Genomic DNA, 21,304 nt, shown 5'->3' on the forward strand with positions numbered 1-21,304 from the left:
ATTGGTATTCGCTTTTTTATTTGATTGGGAAAACGCATCTCGAATTACTTCGTACCTGCTTATCCTCCAAATTTTTGAATGGAGGAAATTTTATGAAACCTAAATTGATTTTAATTGAGGGAATACCAGGCTTCGGGAAAACAACAACTGCTCGATTGGTCCATGAAATTCTAACGGATACGAACATTAAAACTCAGCTTTATTTGGAAGGGAACTTGGATCATCCTGCTGACTATGATGGAGTAGCTTGTTTTAAGAAAGAAGAATACGATGAATTGTTAAATAACCATGAAAAATTTAGAGATTTATTAAATAATCGTATTATTAATGAAGGCAACCATTATTTCCTTGAATATCGAAAAATGATAAATGAAGATGCGACCCAGATTCCAAATGAATTGCTAACTGCAATTTTCAGAAACGATGTTTATGAATTAACATTAGATCACAACAAGGAACTAATTACAGAAAGATGGAAGCAGTTTACTAAACGTGCCTTGAATGGTTCAGACACTTACATTTTTGATTGCTGTTTTATGCAAAATCCTATAACAATAGGAATGATCAAATATGGTGCAGCGCATGAAGATGTCGCCAGCTACATTAAAGAACTAGAAAAAATTGTAGAGAGACTTAATCCCTTATTGATTTACGTTGAACAGAATGATCTCGAGCATTCCTTCAGAAAAGCGGTTAAGGAAAGACCTAAAGAATGGTCAGAGGGTTTTATTGAATATTATACAAATCAAGGATATGGGAAAAATTTTGGTTACATTGGGTTAGAGGGAACTCTTCAGGTTCTTAAGGCAAGAAGAGAATTGGAAGAGGAAATTTTTAATAACATAAACATAGCTAAGGTAAAGGCAAACAATTCTTCATATGATTTAAATGTTTATAAGCAATGTTTAGTGGAGATTTTAACAGAACATTTTGGCTTAACCTAACTAACAAAAATGTCATACTAGATTTTCTATAAGGACAGATTGACTAATTCCCGTCCTTTCGAAAATTTAACATAAATGTTAATTGACGGAGTTAATTAAGTATGATAGCATTGGCTTAATTTAAAACAAAAAGGCTATGATGAGAAATAGTAGCTATTAGGGATCTCACAGAGAGAAGATGGTTGGTGCGAATCTTCATTGATCTAATAGTGAAGCAGTCTCGGAGCTGTGAACCGAACAGAAGAATCTTAGTAGGCTTCAACGGAGTTCCACCGTTATTCAGGAAACAGTATCGGAGAAATCCCGTACTGATCGAGTGCAGAGCAATCTGAAGTTAGGTGGTAACACGGACATAATAGTTCGCCCTAAGTTGACAAGAAACATGTCAGCTTAGGGCTTTTTTGTTTTATTGCTTAGAATAAATAATATTGATGGAGGGATTGAGCATGGTGAGAATGACACCAGATGAGTTAAGGAGATCATATGTTGATTTTATGAAAGGAATAGGGGCTAGTCATGTGCCCTCATCCAGCTTGTTACCAGAAAATGATCCCTCGACGTTGTTTACAGGAAGTGGAATGCAGCCTATGGTTCCCTATTTATTGGGGGAAAAGCATCCGATCGGTAATGATATTGCTAATATTCAGAAGTGTTTAAGGACAGTGGATATTGACGAAGTAGGAGATACGTCTCATCTGACATTTTTTGAAATGATAGGTCGATGGGAGTTTAAAGCAAATGAAAATAACTATAAGAAAAAGCAAATTGATGCCATTTGGAATTGGCATATTATCGAATTAGGAATGGATCCTGGCAGGCTGTATATCAGTGCTTTTATAGGAAGTAATGATTTGAATATACAGAAAGATACGGAAGCCATTCGAATCTGGTCAGAAAAATTTGAATCTGTGGGTATAGAACCCATCATTGAAGATGATCCCTATCAATATGGGGTATCTAGAGGTGGAAGGATATTCTTATATGATGAAAAAGAAAATTGGTGGAGTAGAGCCGGAAGTCCATTGAATATGCCTATTGGTGAACCGGGTGGGCCTGATAGTGAAATGTTCTATGATTTTGAACCAGGCGGAGATTCACTGGATCATCCTGCTTCTGCAAGCGAAAGGTTTTTAGAAATTGGGAACAACGTATTTATGTGTTACAAAAAAGAAGACATAGGATTTGTAAAAATGCAAAATCCCAATACGGATTATGGAGGCGGATTAGAAAGGGTTGCAGCAGCCCTTAATGGTGACAAGGATATTTATAATACGGCTTTCTTCCTTAATCCCAAGAAAAAATTGATGGAGTTAAGTGGTAAACAATATACTGACGATTTAAAGTCTTTTAGAATCATACTTGATCATGTGAGAGCGGCTGTTTTTTTAATTAATGATGGCGCGGAGCCAGCTAATAGTGATGCAGGGTATATAACAAGAAGGTTATTAAGAAGGGCGATTCGTGCAGGTAAAAAAATAGGTATACAAAGAAGTTTTGTGGGCGAGTTGTCTGAGGTTTATATAGATGAAGCAGCAGCTTATGAAGATTTGATCGGTAATAAAAAGAAAGTTATCGAAGTAGTAAATAAGGAAGAAAATCTTTTCCATAGAACTTTACAGCAAGGAGAATCTGAAATACAAAACCATCTTAAGAATAAGGGTAAAGTTACAGGTGCAGATGCCTTTTATTTTTACGAAACATATGGGTTTCCCTTGGAGTTAACGGAAGAGTTTCTAACTGAAAATGGTTACAGCATGGTAGACAAGGTGTCTTATATAGAGGCGGCAAAGAAACATACGGAGAAGAGCAGAACTGCTTCTGCGGGTAAATTTAAAGGTGGATTAGCTGAACATTCAACGGAAACAACAGCGCTGCACACGGTATCTCATTTATTACTTTCTGGTTTAAGGGAAGTTTTAGGTGATCATGTTCATCAACAAGGAAGTAATATTACTTCAGAACGATTAAGGTTTGATTTCAACCATGATGAAAAACTTACGCCAGAGCAACTAGCTGCGGTGGAAAAGTATGTGAATGATGCGATTTCATCAAAGGCAGTTATCTATATTTCAGAGATGCCTAAAATCGAAGCGAAAGAAAGTAATGTTGAAGGGAATTTTTGGGATAAGTATCCGGATATCGTTAAGGTGTATACAATCAAAGATAACGAAGGGAACGTTTGGAGTCGAGAAGTGTGTGGGGGACCTCATGTAGAAGATACAACAAACTTAGGACAGTTCAGTATTAAAAAAGAACAATCTTCTGCTGCTGGAGTCAGAAGGATTAAAGGAGTAATTAATAAAAAAGTGGAACAATAGCTGATATTTTAGGATTGCCATCTGTAACAACGTTATTCTGTTGGCATTTGATGATCTTGATATATTAGATGTATTTAATGACAGAAAAAACAGTCTTCCTCTTAATTGATTTCCTTTTGCTATAATTCCTTTTCCATTAAGGAACCAAGTTCTTGTCCCGTGCGGAGGACAAAAACTTGGTTCTTTGGCCTGAATGGACAAGAACATTGTGTTATTTCGAATTGAGTAGTTATCTAAGAAGTCCTAAGTGAAACTATTGTGAATGAATAAAAGCACATCTATCTCACCAGCTTCTTTCGTAACCATTGAATCACTTAATCGTTGATTGGAATACCTGCAGCTGTTAAATGTCCATGAGTTAGAATTTTTCCGAATTGAGAAGCAAGTTCATTTGGAGTATAAGAAAAATCATTTCTAACCCACCATATTACAATACCCATAAAAGTAGATGCGATATATTGAAGTAATAATTCCTTCGAAATCTTCAGGGGCGTATGATCCAAGCCATCTTCCACTGTATTTTTTATAATCTCCTCCATTTTTGATTGAAAACCATAAATTCTGTTCTCATCCAGTAAGAATGCTTTGTAAAAGGGGATATTGTCCTTAATTTTCTCCAGTATGGTTTGCATCAGTTGTTCAAGCATAGAGCCACTTATAGGAGATTTGCTGCTCGAACAAAGCTTGAGTGTACTCTTTAACTCATCTAATAATTCGTCCATTGATACATTTAACAAATCGGGTTTGTTCTGATAATGAAGGTAAAATGTATTTCGGTTAATCATCGCCTTATCGGCTATATCTTGGATCGTAATTCCTTCGTAGCCCTTTTCATTAAGAAGTTCTATAAACGCCTTTTTTATCGAGAGCTTGGAGCGAAGGATACGCAAATCGGTTTTTTTGTTCATTATGACTCATTCCCTTAACTTTTTTTGTTAGATATACGACATTTAAGTTGAAACTGTATTTTATCTCTCAAAATCAAAATTATTAAACATTGAAGGCTGACCTTTTATTCATCATAATAAACAAAAGATAAATATACAACACGTTGACCATTATTTATCTGGTTGATAATTAACTTTAACTAAAGGAGAGATTTTAGATGAAAACGATAGCGATTGTTGGAGCAGGAGCAGGTTTAGGGATGTCCATTGCAAAGAAATTCGGACAACATGGCTTCCGCGTCGCGCTTATTGCGCGAAATGAAGAAAAGTTGAACCAACTGGTTATTGAATTAGAACAATTGGGAATCGAAGCTGCTTCTTTTCAAGCGGACATATTGAATAAAGAACAAATAGAAATGGCGTTTGCAGCTATTAAAGAGAAATACGGGTTTATTGATGTTCTTGAGTACAGTCCAACGCCGAGCTTTGACTCAGTAGCGCCAACATTAGATGTAACTGAAGAAAATGCGTTATACCAATTTCAATATAATGTTTTAGGTGCTTTATCGAGTGTCAAACAAGTGCTTCCGGATATGTTGGATAAGCAAAGCGGTGCTCTGTTATTTACAACTGGAGGTGCTTCAGTCCACCCGGTTCCAAGGATGGGTAATGTCGGAATTGCAATCTCGGGACTTCGCAATTATATCTTTAATTTGAACAGCGAGCTTGCTGACAAAGGAGTTTATGCAGGTCATCTTTCGATCGGAATCTGGATGCAGCCGAATTCAGGAGTTCAAGATAAAATCGCTGATATTTGGTACGACATGTACACCAAAAAAGACAGAGTAGAAGAGTTTATAACTGAAGATAAAGTGTGAGTTGAATAATTTATTTGAAAGGAGATACAAGAAAAGAATATGAATATCACCATTTTTGGTGCAAGTGGTGCAATTGGACAACTTGTAACACAACTAGCTTTAGATCACGGAGATTTCGTTACGGCATACGTTAGGAACGCCAAAAAAATCAGCCTCAAACATTCAAACTTGAGCCTTGTACAAGGGGAACTTTCGAATAGTTCAACCATCGAGAAGGCCGTTGCCGAATCCGATGTTGTAATCAGCACATTGGGGCCGGCATCGGATATGTCACGAAAGCTTAAAGGCACGCCGATTGCTGACGGGCACGAACTGATGATTAGGGCTATGAACAAATTTAACAAAAAAAGGCTCATTACACTTGCGACGCCAGCTTTGCAATCCGATGACGATAAGAAAAACATGTCCACGATACTTCCAGGTGCCTTAGCGAAAGTTTTCCTACCAAACGGTTATGCAGAAATGAAGAAAATGGAAGGAATGATTAAGGAATCGAATCTGGATTGGACAGTCGTTCGAATTATTAATCCCAATGTAAAATATACAGGGCAGTCTTACGACTATTCATTCGGAGATAAATCGGTTAAATGGTCTGTTTCCAGAGAAAATGCTGCCCAATTTATGTACTCTGCCGCTCGTGACAACCAATTGATTAGAAAAATGCCAATTATTTATAACAAATAAGTTTAATAAGAAAGCAGCATTCACCGATTAAGGTGGTTAGTGAGGGAGGATTCAAAATGAACATCGAGATATGGTCGGATTATATTTGTCCATTTTGTTATATTGGGAAACGACGATTAGAGTCTGCACTGGAGCAATTCGCTGCTCCGAATGAAGTGTTTATTGAATATAAAAGCTTTGAACTTAATCCGCAAACATCCATGTACTCAGGCAAAAGTATGCATCAAATACTTTCTGAGAAACATGGTATGAGTCTCGAACAAGCGAAAAAGGCACATGCTGAACTTGAACAACAAGCAGCAATGATGGGTCTCGTGTATAATATCGACCAAATAAAGCCCACCAATACGTTTGATGCGCATCGTTTAACCCAGTATGCCAAATCTGTGGGTAAAGATCAGCAATTAGCAGAGAAGATGTTCTATTCTTATTACACGGACGCCAAGCTAATTAGTGATCATGATACTTTAGCAAGTATTGCAGAATCAGTTGGAATGAATAGGGACGAGTCAATGGCAGTTCTCCATGATCCATCCAAATATGCGAGCGAAGTGCGCTCAGATGAAGCCACAGCAAAACAATTAGGCATTACAGGAGCAACTTTCTTTGTCATTGATAGAAAATACGCGATATCCGGCGCACAACCAACTGAAGTATTTTTAAAGCTCTTAACCAAGCATCCCAATAAGTATTGGTAAGACAGATATATTATGAAATCATTATCGAGAACATCACAACGTTTGCTAGAACATAGACAGGCAGGATAACAATAATAGAACTCGATATTTGTCGGTGGACAAGAACATGAGCCCATTAAAATCGCTAATTTAACGGCCTTCTTGTTTTATCGGTACTGGTTCTTGTACCGAGTCGAGGACAAGAACGATGTACCGGCTTGAAGAAACTGCATTAGATGAAATAAAGTATATTTCTAAAAACCAGCTGATAATTTAAGTTCCAAAGGGTTAGTATTTTGGCTGGAAAAGTTCGTTAGGCTTCGGTGGGTATGTTTCCGCAATACATATCCAAATATAAGAAAGTGAATAGAAAATAGCTAAGGACTCCGATGAAGATGGGGTCCTTAATTTGTTACACGGCTTGATTGACCTGCCAAATCGGCATATAAAATCACTCTGTTTGAATTTTTTTATTGCAAATCAAACTTTTTGAACAACCCGCCCGTCTTGCTTCCGTAAGGCAATTGCAATTGATGGTTACCCGCGCGGGCCCAAAGGAGTGTCTGATTAGATGAAAGTCGGCCGGAAGCTGGAAAAGCTTCTAATCCAATGCATTACCGAAAACCAAGAAAGAGCGTATCGACTGGCCTACAGCTATGTCCGCAACAAAGAGGATGCTCTCGACATCGTACAGGATGCCATCCACAAAGCGTTCATATCCATTGAAAACCTGAAGAATACGGGTTCATTAAAAAGCTGGTTTTTTCGGATCATAGTAACAACGTCTCTGGATTTTATACGGAAACAGAAAAAAGTCCAAATCATGGACGAAGAAAAACTGGAGGTTGTGCTGCCAAGCAGCCAAGACCATTATGCCGATCTGGATCTGGCAAGATCACTGAATGAGCTGCCGGACAAATATCGGATCTTGATTATCCTCCGCTTTTTTGAAGATATGAAGATCGAAGAAATAGCTGAAGTGCTTAACGAGAATATCAATACCGTGAAAACAAGGCTCTATCAAGGACTGCAGAAGCTTCGAGTGGACATGAGCGAGAAAGATCAAGAGGAGGAGAGACCATAATGGATGACAAGCTGAATAGGATGAGGCAGGAGTATGAGTCCATTCCTATTCCCGATGAATTAAATGAGATGGTGAACAGAACGATCGCCTCCCGGCGAACAAAAAGAAAGGTTATACCCTGGCTCGTAAGCGCTGCGGCTGCCTGCATCCTGCTGTCTGTCGGCGTAAACGCCAGCCCGGCCTTCGCCAAGGCGCTGTCTGAAGTGCCGGTGCTCGGGCAAATTGTCAAGGTGATCACCATTCGAGAATATGTTGAACAGAACGAAAACACCGATGTAAGTCTTAAAACGCCCGGCATTACCGGCACCGGGAATCCTGAACTGGAACAGTCCCTTAATACCAAATATGTGGAGGAAAACAAAAAGCTGTACGAGGGCTTCAAGAATGAAGTGGCCCAGCTGGAAAATGGTGGGGAAGGGCATCTCGGGCTGGAAAGCGGCTATGAAGTCGTCACCGATACGGATCGGCTGCTGACCCTCTCTCGTTATGTCGTCGAATCAGCCGGATCCTCCGCCGAATCCCGCAAATACGATACGATCGATAAAGTCAACCAGATCGTCATCACGCTGCCGAGCCTTTTCAGCGATGATCGCTATATTCAAAGGATCAGCGACAATATTAAAGAGCAAATGCGTCAGCAGATGAAGGACGACCCAAGCAAGGTTTACTGGGTTCAGCGACCTGGGATCGAGGCGGATATGCCGGAGGATGATCTGTTCCGCAGCATCGCGAAGGACCAGAATTTCTACATTAATCAGGACGGCAAGCTGGTCATCAGCTTCAATGAATATGACGTAGCGCCTGGCTACATGGGCGTTGCCCAGTTTACGATTCCGACGGACGCGATCCAAGACTTGCTCGTCAGCAACGAGTATGTCCAATAAGAGCCGTTTTGCTCCGCACAATCGCTCCTTAGCGAACTGTGCGGGTTACATTTCGGGAATTAAACAAACGAGCCCCACGTAAGATCGGGAAATCGCCTCTGACGAGAACAGGTCGGTAATGGTCCGAATGCAACAACAACTTTACGACTAAATCTTTTATAATCACCAGGAGGTAATTACAATGAAAACGACACAGTATACAACAAAATGGACTAAAACCATAGCCGCGGCCGGATTGGCAGGCATTCTGATGGTGTCCGCTTCCGGGCTTTCTTCCGCACAATTCCATGCACAGGTCCAGGCCGCTTCCGGAAGCGGACAGAACATGGCTCCCGTGCTTTCCACGAAGATGGTGACAAGCAAGAAACTCCAATCATCTCAGAAATGGCTGAAGGCAGATATCACCATTCCCGTATTCCAAGGGCTCGCAGATACCGAATATCAAGATGAGCTGAATAATATCATTGAAACCCACGCCTCCAAGGATCTTGCAAAATGGGAAGAGGCCACCGCCGAAGCAGCCACCTTGGCCAAAAAGAATGGCTATACCATGCATCCCTACCAGCTGTTGATCCAATATGAGCTGACCTCGAACGGCTCGGACAACGGCCTGGTCTCCCTTAAAATCACCACGGAGGGGACCGGCATGAACAATCCGGAGGCACATGTCGACACATACAATTTCACGAATGAAACGGAGGCAAAGCGCGTAAAGCTTGAAGACCTGTTCGGCAATAAGTACGCATCCATTCTGGATGCGCATATTAACTCCGCAATCGCTGCAGACCAAGAGCTCTATTACAAAGGAGAGAACGGGTTTCAGAGTGTAGATCCCGAGCAGAGCTTTTACGTGAAGGACGGCTATGCATCCATCGTGTTCCAAAAATACAGCATCGCTCCAGGATCGACCGGCACGCCGGAATTTGCCGTGAAGATCCCGGACCAGAAAGACGTACACGGAGCAGTCCAATCGATCATTCTTTCCAGCCAGCATTACATCGGCAAAGACGGCAAGCTAATGGTGCCTTTAGCCAGCGTGCTGCGCCAGCTGAATTTCGACGTTACATGGAATGGCAAACGTAAAACCGCCGACATTTCCAAAGGAGCCCTCTGGAGCTCCATCAGCTTGAACAAGGACAGCTATTTTCTTGGAAAAAAAGCTCCCCGCAAGCTCGGTGCGGCACCGGAAATGAAAAATGGATACGTGTATGTGCCGCTTGAGTTCCTGTCCGAAATTCTGAATTTGAAGGCCATCCAAGACAAGCAAGGTCAGATCACGATCTCCAACGCAGGAAATTAAAAAACGCGCTTTCTTCCTTTTTGCACGCCCTCATATTCGATTACAGCAAAAGGCCGCCCGCAATCATTTGCGCCAGCGGTCTTTTTTCCTGTTGCGCGGCTGAATGGACCGCCAAATCACAGATAAGATCACATTGAAAAAAATTCTTTATGCAAGATCAAACTTTTCAAACAACTCCCCCGTCTTGCTTACGTGAGGCTATTGCAATTGATGGTTACCCGCGCGGACCCAAAGGAATGTCTGATTAGATGAGAGTCGGCCGCGAGAATCTCAGTACCGTGAAACCAAGGCTCTATAAGGACCACAGAAGCTTCGTGTGAACATGAACGAGGAAGACCAAGAGAGGAGAAACGATAATGCATAACAAGCTGAATAGGATAAAGCAGGAGTATGATTCCATTCCTATTCCCGACGAATTAAATGAGATGGTGGACAGAACGATCGCCTCCCGGCAAAGTTTTATTAATCTTATGTAAGAACAAGTTTAAAGATTGATCGTTAGCATAAATAACAAGATGATAGGACGTGAACGGTTTTTGAAATTACATCATGAATCAACAAAAGTTTACGGAAGTGGAATTCGCAAACGAAGAAAAAAAATTCGTTATGGAAAGTTCAGTTTGGTACTTATGAGTTTGATTCTCCTTGTTATGGGGATTACATACTCATTCAGCGGTATGGCACATTGGATAAAAACGATGGTTGCACCTCCACCCATTTCTGTTATTAAACAGCCTGCTCAATTAGGGCTCATTCAGGAATTGCCAAACGTAAAAGAACAACCAACGAGATTTTTCGGCCAAGTGAGGAAAGTGGCATATATTACCTTTGATGACGGCCCTAGCAAATACACGGGGCAGTTGCTGGACATTATGAACCAGTATGATGCTAAAGCTACTTTTTTTATGGTTGGAGAGAATCTGGATCACTACCCGGAAGCGGTGAAGCGTTTGGTGAAAGAAGGCAATTATCCCGGGCTGCATAGTATGACACATAGTTATAAAAAGTTATATAAGAGCGGAAGCACTGACAACTTTTTGAATGAGTTTAAAGAAGTACAGTATAAGGTCGAGGCATTGATTGGATATACACCACATCTGATACGCGCACCTTATGGAAGCAGCCCGCAGATTGGTGAGGCATTTAGAGGGGATATCGCGGCAGCAGGATTTAAAATGTGGGATTGGACTACGGACTCACTTGACTGGAACCTTCCCGGCCAGCCCAATAAAATTATATCCCGGATACAAAGAGGCGTACACCGAGATATAGAAGTGATTCTGATGCATGAACGGAAACTAACTGTAGAAGCTCTGCCACAAATTTTAAAGCTGCTGAAAGCAAAAGGCTATGAGTTTGAGGTTTACAATCCGAATGAGCATGTGGTCGTTAATTTCAGCCACGATCCTCGCTTGTAGTTCAACTTAGATAAATTAACAGTAAAAGAGGGAAAACCCGTGAACAATATAAGTAAAAAACGGACACATGCTGTTCTCATTATCGTATTACTCCTCCTACTTAACGGATGTGGAGAGCCTCAGGAGCCTGCGGTCAATCAGATTAACAAACTAGCTCAAAATAGTCAGGCCACCGACAAAGGTCTGGAGTCCCTTGCAAATCATGAACAAGAAGATATGAAATTATACAATGTTATTCTGAGTCAAGGGAAAGAGAAAAACAGTAACGTTACTGGGTTCCTCGATCAGGCAGCAGCTCATATTCAAGCGCGAAGAACTATTCTTGAACAAATAGAAAAAGCTAGTCTGAAGGCAGATGAACAAGCGAAATCACTTCAACAATCACTGTTAAAACATTCGTTTGAAAAAGAAGAAACACTTTCTCTCGCGGGCAAAGCTCTCGAACAATATGAGTCAAGAAACCAAACACTTCAGATGTTTATTGAAGCTTACGGACTAGGTTTGGATGCTGAAGAGCAAGTATACGGATCCATGAGAGAGCGTGCTAAAACGGATCTTAAAGAAATTAAACTTGCTATTCAAAAACGAAATGTTCTTTATGACAAATTGACTGAAATTCAAGAAAAGTTCAACTCACTGACCCAGGACTTTAACAGTTCACAAGAACAGCTGATCCAACTAAGCAGAGAAGGCTGAACCATTGTGAGTTAAAATACAAGGAACTTAGGAGTTTACGGATTATTGTCAAGGGACAAGGACATATTCCCATTAAAAGTCGCTATATTAGCGTCTTTTTTATTGTACCGCGTGTCCCGAGCCAAGGACAAAAAATTAGTCACAGTGCGGATTAGATGTATATCAAAATAGTGAATACAATGCTGCTTAAAGCCTCATTAAATATCATTATTTTTTTTTATTAAATTCTTAGTGAATCTCCCTGGAGAAATCCCAACCAGCTTAGTGAAACTTCGAATGAAATTCGCATAATCTCTAAAGCCCGATTGATAACATGCCTCTGTAATACTCATGCCCTCGGATAGATAATATTTAGACAGCTCTATACGGCGACTGTGAACATATGCTCGAATAGTAAGTCCTGTATGTTCTTTAAAGTGCCGACTGATATAAGTACTGCTCGTACATAAAGCTTCCGATAAATGTTTAAGTGTCAGCTCCCCCGCAAGGTTGGCTTCAATATAATCCATCGTATTTCGGACTAGTTTGGGCATTATATCTGTAGGAACAAAGCTTGTATTCTGAAACGCGAGATTTACCACCAGCAGCAATTGAGTAATCCGTACATTGGCTTGAATATCTGCTCCGTATTCATTTGACTTCAGAATCTGCTCAAGCTCTCCAGTTAATTGTAATACCTGTTGCAGTTGATCAGAATCAAGATGTATTATATTTCCCTTGCCCTTAGGACGAAAATCAAAGCATGCTGACAAGTTGGTCGTCGAGGTAGACAAACGGTTCAAATATGATTTTTTTAGATTAATGGTTATACGCTCATATTCGTTTTTGTCCATTGCAAAGGAACGGTGCATCTCCTCCGGGGTAAGAAGGATTAAGTCACCAGATTGTAGATGGTAACAACGGTTTTCGATGTAAAAATTTACATTTCCGCGGAGAAACAAATACAGCTCATATGCATTATGACGATGAAGGAACGTGCCCATGTTGTAAGTAGTTACGCGATGAAGATACATCATCTCAGTTTGAATGGGATCAAAAAGGTATTCGGAAGATTCATTCATACCAATCAAACATCTCCTTTTATTTCACGCAATAAATATAGCGATTTGTGCAATGAAATTGCAAATCTAAACCTATAAAATGTTATTATCCTAGCATGATGGATCAAAAAATGCAAGCGCTATCAGATATGTGTGGACACTTGATTGGAGGAGATTATGGAACTAATTTTTACTGCACGAAGCAGAACACAGATAAGTACGGACTATACATCTTTGACAGACAATCGTCTGGAAGCCGAAGTGGATCTAAAAGAAGGGTTAGGTAACGCAAAGGATCCTTGGTGTGCTGGGATAAGGATTCACAACTACGGAGAAATCGCATGGTCCGGGGTCATTCATGTAGAATTACCGTTTAAGAAGCAAAATCCACGTTTTTTTCTGCCTGCATTTATGTACGGTCGCAACCGTGGAGAAGCACCGCAAAATGTTCCGAATGAGTTTCCGAGATTAAGGGAAGGCAATCCGTCTCGCCCTTCGTCGCCATGGTGGATGGTTCGAAGTGATCGGCTGTCACATCCGGCAGCACTGGTCTATGATGAGGGTCATGTGTATGGCATTTGTGCAAGTCCTTACTGGATCAGCAGTGGTAAAGACAAGAAACAGTGGCAACCCGGCCTTAAGGGAGAGTTTTATCAATACGGGGGATTTACTTGTTCCATTGAAAAAGGTACCGTTGGATACACATTGGGGTATGAGAATGCGCCATTATTATTTATCAAATCAAGACTTGTACATGAACGTGCTGACCTTGCAGAAAATTGCTTCGAACTGGCTGCCGGAGAGACAGTTGAGTTCACATTAGACCTGTATAGTTACGAGTCAACATCAGAGCTTGGCATTAATTCAGTACTCGAAGCGATTTATGATCGGTATCATGAGCATCCGAGAAAAGGTAGTGATATTCGTACAACCGTATTCGATTTATCCAAAGCCATTTACGAATACGCTTGGCTGCCAGAGGATCAACATTACTCCACCTTTGTATATGAGGATGCTGAAACTGGAGGCTACCGGTACAATAAAATTATCTCAATCAGTTGGACGAATGGTATGGCCATAGCTGCACCAATGCTTATGGCTGCTCTACGGTTAAATGACGAACCCATGCGGCAGCAGGCGCTGTCTTGTATTACAAATATTATCGAAAATGCAATGAATCCTGAATCTGGTCTACCATATGATGCGTATCAGGATGGTACATGGCATATAAAGGGTTGGTGGTTCGATGGAATGCGGACCCCAGGACATTCTGCATACCTAGCAGCTCAGGCCATGTTCTATATCCTGAAGTGCTATGATTATGAGCTTCGAATTCGCAATCATAAGCACGATGATTGGCTTATATACGTCAAGCAGGTACTTGATCGTATGGAACGTACTAAAAATACAGATAAAGAGTATCCGATCATCTTGTCAGAGAGAACAGGTGCTGGCCTCGAATATGATGCGTTCAGCGGTGTCTGGTGTCTCGCTGCTATGGCTTACTATAAATGGTTAACCAAGGATTCATCGTCTATAAAGGAACTTAGACTAAGTGAAGCCCATTATTATGATACGTACGTCAAACATATGGAATGCTACGGCGCTCCTCTGGATGCGGATAAATCGGTTGATTCGGAGGGTATTTTGGCTTATATAAAAGCGGTTCGTTATTTACATGCATTGACTGGTGAGGAACTTTTCCTCGATCATATGAGAGACGCAATCTCTTATGAGTTCAGTTTTAAATTTTGTTACAATTCGCCGATAAAGGTTCCACCGCTCAGTACATTGAATTGGTCAAGTTCCGGTGGAAGTGTTACTTCAGTAGCTAATCCACATATTCACCCTATGTCTAGTAACCTCGTAGACGAACTGTTCTACTATCTACAGCAGCGGGAGGATCATTATATTTTTCAGCGTATGATGGACACGATAAACTGGGGATGTCAGACTTATAATCGCTATGATCAGGAATTCGGCTTTGGAAAAAAAGGATGGATGTCAGAACGTTTCTGCCATTCTGAAGGACTTGTCACCGAAAAATATGCAGATGGCACTCCCGCCAGTACCTGGTTCTGTCTGATGCCTTGGGCAAGCAGCTCAATCATCGAAGGATTAGCGGGTGATTATTGGGAATACACACAATCAGGAGTAAAACTTGATTAATGATACGAGTTATAGTGTCGGGGTACATGATCCCATTGAATCGCTATTTTAGCGGCTCTTTTATGTTATCGATGCAAGTTCGTTTTCCGAGTCAAGGACAAGAACCTGTACCGATTGCCGTAATGGACAAGATTATATTCCCTGCAGCTGAATTATGTGATCAACCAATATCCCTCAATATGCTAAATTAAGCGAATTTAAGGGTCTTTAATGAAAATAACAGCAGCATAGGAAACAACGAATCCGGTGCAAAATGGTTAAGCTCCTGCACAGGTTCAGCCACAAAATTCTGGTAATCTTCCCACTATAAATCAAACGCCGTATCTCGTGTCGAGATACGGCGTTTGATTTATTAACACATGAACCAGGACTGTAATGAAGTGAGCTTACAAACTAAGGATGCTCAGTTAAACTGGACAAAGGTACTGTCATTTCCTGCTCCGAGTTTCCGATCGGATAGATTCGGGCAGTTTCATCCTCATTAACATGCTGGATAAAGATCGGTGCATCCTGATAAGTTACATTTTTCATAATGGTCGATTCCGAAATTTCAATTGCTCTTTGTTTGTTCAACAAAATACCCCCCATTTTTGATTTCTTTACTTATTGCTGATAACGCTCCCTTTATGGCTGTCTTCCACTTTTATGATCTCCCATCTCATGCAAAATATTTGTCGATCAATGGATCGGCTGTTTTTGCTAAACGAATGAGCAGAACATAATATCAGAGAACAGGCATTGGAAATGAGCTTGTTGAATGTACAGAGAAAGCATTACACTTCTTCTCTTATTTGAAAAGCGATGTTGAGCTCCTCAATGGAGTCTATTTTTTTGGATTTCATTTCTTATAATCCTTTCAGAAATTCATTTTGTCATTAAAAACAAATTAAACATACTTTTAGAATGATTATAAATCATAATTTTTTTGTTGTAAATACAACAAAACAGGGAGGGGCTGAAGGACTGAGATTGATCCATGAACAATCAAGAAAGATATGCAATACAAAATAATTCCCCGATAAGCAGCCTTATGCAGGAACCTAAACTCGAAATCCTCCCGTTAGAAACGAAGGGGGATTTTGTTTTTTAATCTGGCTTTCAAATGAAAGAGAAATCAATGTGATACCTGAACAAATATCCGTATTTTATAGTCGTCTGGATTCTTTTCTGCCCAATAGGTGAGCTGGTCCAATGCATACACATCTCCGCTTACTTTCATTCCTTTACGTGCAATGTACTTTTTAATAACGGAATATGTTTGTGACATGCTATCGTATGAGCCTTTGTGATCTATAACTGCATATAAACCTGCAGGTTTAATAAACAGCTTTTCTTCAGAAATGGGGGCCTTTATTTGGTTAGCTATGTATTCAGGATAATAGTCCCTAGATTCAAATCGGTCTTTACTTATAATCGTCCAAATCGGAAATTCATGATCGATATAGCGTTTTTCACAATAGTCCCGATGTTCGGTTAATTTTTTGGCAAACTCTTTATCACCGTCACCTGCATCCAGTTGGGTAGTTATAAAATACTCTGCTTGGCATTTCAAAATCTTTGGTGCGTTTCGTAACTCTACTGCTGCTTCCTCTGTCATCTTGATGGCACTAGTCAGAATATTTTGCATTTGAGCTATCCTACGTTGTTCTCTTTCCAAATCCACCTGTTTTTCTTTTAACATATTTATTAATAGAGGCGTATTTTGCTTCTGGAGAAACACCTTGATTTCCTCTAGTGAACTCCCGGCTTTTTTGAGCACAATAATCAAATCAAGTACAAGACATTGTTGAACGGAATAATAACGGTAACCTTTGGAATTGACAAATTCAGGTTTTAACAGTCCAATATCATCGTAATGAAAAAGGGTGTGTTTAGTCACTCCGCAAGTTTTAGCTAGTTCACTGGTTGTGAAATATTCATTTGATATATTCGACATTTTTCTATCCTCCATGCCTCTATAGCTATTTATTGGTTGTACTGAGATTGTTTATTGACTATAGGGTTACCCTATACATTATAGTTCAAGATGTTACAGGTTTAAAATAATTCGTACGGAGGAAGATTACTTATGTCAACATTCAAACGCTGGATGATTCTAATCATTGTATCCAGTGCACTCTTACTCATCGTCATGGATATGACGATTCTTTACACGGCGATGCCAACATTAACACATGAATTGGGAGCGACTGCATCACAAAAATTATGGATTTTAAATGGTTACTCACTTGTTATGGCGGGTCTGCTTCCCGCAATGGGGACATTAGGAGACCGCCTTGGTTATAAACGGGTTTTCTTGATAGGTTTGATTATATTTTCAATTGCTTCGCTTACTGCGGCTTTTGCTCCCACCCCCTATGTTTTGATAGCGGGAAGGGTACTTCTTGCTGTTGGTGCATCGATTATGATGCCTGCTACCATGGCAATCGTCAGAGTTACGTTCACAGATCCGCGTGAGTTAGGCTTGGCTATAGGTATTTGGGGTGCTGTTGCCTCAGGAGGTGCAGGACTTGGGCCCATTGTAGGTGGACTTCTTCTCGAGTATTTCTCGTGGGGATCTGTATTCTTAATAAATTTACCCATCGCAATACTAGCATTTGTACTAACCATATTGCTGGTTCCAAAACATGAAGGTAATACAAGTAAAAAGTTTGACTTAACCAGTTCAATCCAAATCATGATTGCCTTGGTGACTCTAATTTATGCGATCAAGGAGTTTACTCGCCGCGAAGGTTCGGTAACTTTTGCAGTGATTGGAGCTGCTGTCGGCATTGCAGCACTTGTTATCTTTATACGTCGTCAGAACAGAAGTTCTGACCCACTTATTGACCTTTCATTATTTAAGATACCTCTGTTTGCCACGGGATTTATTACGGCATTGGTAGGTTTATTTGGTATGACGGGAATCCAATATATTGTGACGCAGCGCCTTCAATTAATAGAAGGTTTCAGCCCACTACTAGCCGGAGTATATACGTTAACGATCCCTTTTGCATCTGTCATTGCAGCTCCAGTGACCGGAATGCTCTTGAATCGCTTCAATGTTATTTATATCAAGAGTGCTGTTCTATTCATTACAGCAGCAGGATTGGGAATCTATCTTGCACAATTGGATTCGGACATTGCTGGGAAAGTATTTGGACTAGCCATTTTTGGAGTAGGCTTAGGTGGCGGGATGACTGCAGCTTCGCATTCTATAATGAGCAGCGCTCCGTATGAAAAGGCAGGTATGGCTGCATCTATGGAAAGTGTGGGATATGAAGTTGGTGGAGCTGCAGGAATAGCCATGATCGGAAGTCTATCAGGTCTTGTGTACACGTTAACCATGAAAATTCCAACAGGATTGAATGTTTCATTAAAGGTGAAAGATAGTTTGGATGAAGCTTTAATCGCAGCAGAAGGGATGTCTGGAACTGCCTCGGAAACATTGAAACAGGCCGCGCGATTTGCGTTTGATCAGTCCTTTTTTGCTGTTATTGCAGCCATTATTGTGTTACTGGTAGTTGCTTCATTAGGCATGCTATGGATTGGAACACGATCAAAGAAAAAACAGCTGAAAAATTCAATACAGTAAAGGCTGCAGATATCGTTCACAATCATTTTGCCTCCAGGGGCACATTATATGCCCTGGGGGTTTTACATATACAAATTGATACTACAAGCGGGGAATACACACATTCTGAAGTGTTTACGAGCTGAAGTACTTTTGATCCCCAAAAAAACAACATATTGCTCAACTGTCGCAGGACAAGAACTTGGTTCCTTTGCCGAAAAGGACAAGAACATTGTGTCAATACTCATAAGATTGTTATCTAAATATTTTCGAGTAAACAGCTTAAACATTTTTGAACATGATTTAACATTATTCTGGATTAAGAAGAATTACTTTTTTTCGCAGGACAGCCAATTTGGCCAGCCGGAAACATAACTCCCCAACTAAAATACCACCTAATATATCTGCAGCCACATGCTGTTTGACAAGTACCGTTGAAATAATGATAAGCAAGGAAATGCTTGCAATGAACACACGTATAGTAGGGTTAAAGACACGTCCACCTCTTAACATAAGGTAGCTTGTTAATACGTGAATGCTTGGAAAACAGTTATAAGGTTGATCTGTCGAATATACGAATTGAACTAATCGAGCGATAAATCCCGTTTCGTATTGCATGTCCGGGCGTTGAATGGATGTTTGAAATAAAGCAAAGAAAATATAGACATGATTAGTCCACTACATAATGCAATTAACGTTTGAAAGTAGACCATTCTGTTCCGAAATGCTATGGCGACCAATACCCCGGTAATAAAAGGATACAAATTAAATAAGGGACGATAAAACCTGGAATGAAGGGGATTAGAACGTCCAAGTTCGTCTGAAGACTAAACACTCGATCTCCTGCCCGGTTTAAGATTCCATAAAAAATATTTAAAATGGGGACTGCTAAAAGCCATAGTAGTGACAACCATTCTGATCTATTAATTCTCTTAACCGAGAATGTGGAATTTGCATTAAGTGGATAGATTTTAGTCGGAATCGATTTACTCGTGAAGCCAGAGATGTAGACCAATTAAGGGAGATATACAATTCAGGCTATACTACCAGATAAGCCCACGAGGGAATAAGGCTCTCAACAATACAATTTAATGTTGGAAATCATTACAATGTATCAAAAAATGGTGTCGGAGAATAATTGTAACAATAGCGTTTTTACGATTGAAGGAGTGCTTAACTTGCTAGATCATTTCATGATTCTAATCAGAAGTATCTCTGCCTTTTTACTTTTATTAGTTATCGCACGTATACTGGGGAAACAAACCTTGTCAAACATGAATTTTCATGAATTTGTCACTGCAGTAATCATGGGAGCGATTGCAGCTAATTTAGCTTTTAATGAGAAGATGGAAGTCATGCATCTAATCATATCGTTGATTGTTTTTACTTGTACCTCCTATCTGTTGTCTAAAATGAATCTAAAAAGCAGAAAATTACGTTTATTGGCTGAAGGTTCTCCAACTGTATTAATTGAAGGAGGAAAAATTATGGAGATTAACCTCGCAAAGAATAAACTTACATTAGATTCCTTGAACCAGATGTTAAGACAAAAAGATATATTTAATATCGAAGAAGTGGAATATGCATTATTGGAAGTAAATGGACAAGTTTCGGTGATGAAAAAAGCCGGTTACAGAGCAGCCACAGTTCAGGATGTACATAAAAAATCTGAACAGAAACAGGAACGTATGCCTGTGGAGCTAGTTATGGATGGAGTGGTATTAGTGATGAATTTGAAGTTAAATGGTATTTCAGATAAAGAGTTACTCATACAGCTTGAATCAAACAATAAGAACGTCAGTGATGTCTTCTATGCAGTCAAAGGAAGTGATGGAAGATTATATATCGATTATTATAAAGATCAATTAAAACATCCTGTTGATATAGAATAAAAAGAAACTGAGGTGGAGCAACAATGTACCGTTTGTTCATAGTAGTACTTTGTATTTTTCTGCTGCTTGGAAGTACCAATACTGCTGGGGCGTCAGAGCTCTCTGATAGTTCTCTAGTACATGATCTTCAAAATGGTGGGTACATACTTTATATCCGACATGGAGATGCAACTGTAGGGGAAGATCAACATGATCTTAGTTTGACTGATTGCACTACACAAAGAAATTTAAACGCTCTCGGAAAGGAACAGGCTAAGAAGTATGGCAGTGCTATTCGAAAACTAAATATTCCAGTTTATATGCCCGTGGAAAGCAGCCCCTTATGTAGAACCGTCCAAACCGCTCAAACTGCTTTTGGTATACAAAATGTAAAAGTTAATGATTTCTGGCTGAATATATATAAACTCAGTCAAAATCCGAGCACTGAAACCATGAACAGTACACTACAAGATTTCAACAAAGAAGTTGAACAAATACCTCCAAGTCATTTCAACAGGGTAATTGTAGCTCATTCTTTTCCTCCAGGGTTAGGGCTGGGAGAACTCTCAAGTATGGAGACTGTTATTATACAACCTCTGGGAGATCAAAGGGGGTATAAGGTTATTGGGAAACTGAAAATAGAAGACGTTTTGCGGCTAGCCGGAATGTAATATTTATTCCTGCCCAAACTGGAGTACATGGTTCAATAAATTACGAGAAACCTGTTCTGAGACTTTGGAGGGAGAAACAAGTTGCTTCGCAGTGGGAGGCAGTATCAGTTGATGCTGCTGGTGAAGGCATGTATATCGTACGATGCGGATTAATCGGTGGGAACGATTGGATAAGGAAAACTAAACCTTGGTGTTTTATCTCAGTCCCATAAATGGGCCTGATTCGAAAG

Annotated in this window: 19 protein-coding genes and 1 other annotated feature; of the genes, 14 read left to right on the forward strand and 5 right to left on the reverse strand. The window is 40.1% G+C overall.

All coding sequences use genetic code 11. The features are described 5' to 3' along the window. Window positions 1-92 precede the first annotated feature (92 nt). On the forward strand, window positions 93-944 hold the full coding sequence (locus tag MKY97_RS15450; protein ID WP_342551250.1) for a hypothetical protein: 852 nt from the start codon (window positions 93-95) through the stop codon (window positions 942-944). Between the two features lie 127 nt (window positions 945-1,071). Further along, window positions 1,072-1,315, forward strand: a binding site (T-box leader). 75 nt (window positions 1,316-1,390) lie between these two features. After that, the gene (locus MKY97_RS15455) at window positions 1,391-3,262 is read left to right on the forward strand and encodes an alanine--tRNA ligase (protein ID WP_342551251.1); all 1,872 of its coding nucleotides are present in this window, start codon (window positions 1,391-1,393) and stop codon (window positions 3,260-3,262) included. A gap of 314 nt (window positions 3,263-3,576) precedes the next feature. Here the strand turns inward: MKY97_RS15455 and MKY97_RS15460 are convergent, their stop codons facing one another. Beyond that, entirely contained in the window at window positions 3,577-4,170 is a 594-nt protein-coding gene (locus MKY97_RS15460) for a TetR/AcrR family transcriptional regulator (RefSeq protein WP_342551252.1), read from the reverse strand. Window positions 4,171-4,367: 197 nt separating this feature from the next. On the opposite strand from MKY97_RS15460, the gene MKY97_RS15465 reads away from it, so the two are divergent. From MKY97_RS15465 to MKY97_RS15500, 8 genes are all read left to right on the forward strand, one after another. After that, on the forward strand, window positions 4,368-5,027 hold the full coding sequence (locus MKY97_RS15465; RefSeq protein ID WP_342551253.1) for an SDR family oxidoreductase: 660 nt from the start codon (window positions 4,368-4,370) through the stop codon (window positions 5,025-5,027). A gap of 39 nt (window positions 5,028-5,066) precedes the next feature. Further along, window positions 5,067-5,711, forward strand: a complete 645-nt coding sequence (locus MKY97_RS15470; protein WP_342551254.1) for an NAD(P)H-binding protein — start codon at window positions 5,067-5,069, stop codon at window positions 5,709-5,711. A gap of 56 nt (window positions 5,712-5,767) precedes the next feature. Then, on the forward strand, window positions 5,768-6,409 hold the full coding sequence (locus MKY97_RS15475; RefSeq protein ID WP_342551255.1) for a DsbA family oxidoreductase: 642 nt from the start codon (window positions 5,768-5,770) through the stop codon (window positions 6,407-6,409). Between the two features lie 550 nt (window positions 6,410-6,959). Next, a complete protein-coding gene (locus MKY97_RS15480) occupies window positions 6,960-7,472 on the forward strand; it encodes an RNA polymerase sigma factor (protein WP_342551256.1) in 513 nt (170 codons plus the stop codon). Next, window positions 7,472-8,356 carry a DUF3298 domain-containing protein gene (locus tag MKY97_RS15485; RefSeq protein WP_342551257.1) on the forward strand — a complete coding sequence of 295 codons (885 nt, stop codon included), beginning with the start codon at window positions 7,472-7,474 and terminating at the stop codon, window positions 8,354-8,356. Before MKY97_RS15480 ends, MKY97_RS15485 begins: the two co-directional genes overlap by 1 nt. Before the next feature lie 181 nt (window positions 8,357-8,537). Continuing rightward, window positions 8,538-9,656, forward strand: a complete 1,119-nt coding sequence (locus MKY97_RS15490) for a stalk domain-containing protein (protein WP_342551258.1) — start codon at window positions 8,538-8,540, stop codon at window positions 9,654-9,656. 536 nt (window positions 9,657-10,192) lie between these two features. Then, a complete protein-coding gene (locus MKY97_RS15495; RefSeq protein WP_342551259.1) occupies window positions 10,193-11,074 on the forward strand; it encodes a polysaccharide deacetylase family protein in 882 nt (293 codons plus the stop codon). Between the two features lie 39 nt (window positions 11,075-11,113). Further along, the gene (locus MKY97_RS15500; RefSeq protein WP_342551260.1) at window positions 11,114-11,770 is read left to right on the forward strand and encodes a YkyA family protein; all 657 of its coding nucleotides are present in this window, start codon (window positions 11,114-11,116) and stop codon (window positions 11,768-11,770) included. Between the two features lie 197 nt (window positions 11,771-11,967). On the opposite strand, the gene MKY97_RS15505 is transcribed toward MKY97_RS15500, so the two are convergent. Then, complete coding sequence (locus tag MKY97_RS15505; RefSeq protein WP_342551261.1) at window positions 11,968-12,831, reverse strand: AraC family transcriptional regulator; 864 nt, start codon at window positions 12,829-12,831, stop codon at window positions 11,968-11,970. Window positions 12,832-12,987: 156 nt separating this feature from the next. Here MKY97_RS15505 and MKY97_RS15510 point away from each other — a divergent pair, with 156 nt between their 5' ends. Beyond that, entirely contained in the window at window positions 12,988-14,979 is a 1,992-nt protein-coding gene (locus MKY97_RS15510) for a hypothetical protein (protein WP_342551262.1), read from the forward strand. A gap of 393 nt (window positions 14,980-15,372) precedes the next feature. Here MKY97_RS15510 and MKY97_RS15515 read toward each other — a convergent pair whose 3' ends face one another. Beyond that, window positions 15,373-15,552 carry an H-type small acid-soluble spore protein gene (locus MKY97_RS15515; RefSeq protein WP_272038093.1) on the reverse strand — a complete coding sequence of 60 codons (180 nt, stop codon included), beginning with the start codon at window positions 15,550-15,552 and terminating at the stop codon, window positions 15,373-15,375. A gap of 541 nt (window positions 15,553-16,093) precedes the next feature. Then, window positions 16,094-16,915 (reverse strand): MerR family transcriptional regulator, encoded by an 822-nt coding sequence (locus MKY97_RS15520; RefSeq protein ID WP_342551263.1) that lies wholly within the window; start codon window positions 16,913-16,915, stop codon window positions 16,094-16,096. A gap of 132 nt (window positions 16,916-17,047) precedes the next feature. Here MKY97_RS15520 and MKY97_RS15525 point away from each other — a divergent pair, with 132 nt between their 5' ends. Continuing rightward, entirely contained in the window at window positions 17,048-18,553 is a 1,506-nt protein-coding gene (locus MKY97_RS15525) for an MFS transporter (RefSeq protein WP_342551264.1), read from the forward strand. Between the two features lie 288 nt (window positions 18,554-18,841). Here the strand turns inward: MKY97_RS15525 and MKY97_RS15530 are convergent, their stop codons facing one another. Next, the gene (locus tag MKY97_RS15530) at window positions 18,842-19,150 is read right to left on the reverse strand and encodes a phosphatase PAP2 family protein (protein ID WP_342551265.1); all 309 of its coding nucleotides are present in this window, start codon (window positions 19,148-19,150) and stop codon (window positions 18,842-18,844) included. Between the two features lie 491 nt (window positions 19,151-19,641). On the opposite strand from MKY97_RS15530, the gene MKY97_RS15535 reads away from it, so the two are divergent. Further along, window positions 19,642-20,424: a DUF421 domain-containing protein gene (locus MKY97_RS15535; RefSeq protein WP_342551266.1), complete on the forward strand. Its 783-nt coding sequence runs from the start codon at window positions 19,642-19,644 to the stop codon at window positions 20,422-20,424. Between the two features lie 23 nt (window positions 20,425-20,447). After that, window positions 20,448-21,074 (forward strand): histidine phosphatase family protein, encoded by a 627-nt coding sequence (locus MKY97_RS15540; RefSeq protein ID WP_342551267.1) that lies wholly within the window; start codon window positions 20,448-20,450, stop codon window positions 21,072-21,074. Window positions 21,075-21,304 lie beyond the last annotated feature (230 nt).

This window comes from Paenibacillus sp. FSL R7-0652 (genome assembly GCF_038595045.1).
Lineage (GTDB): Bacteria > Bacillota > Bacilli > Paenibacillales > Paenibacillaceae > Paenibacillus.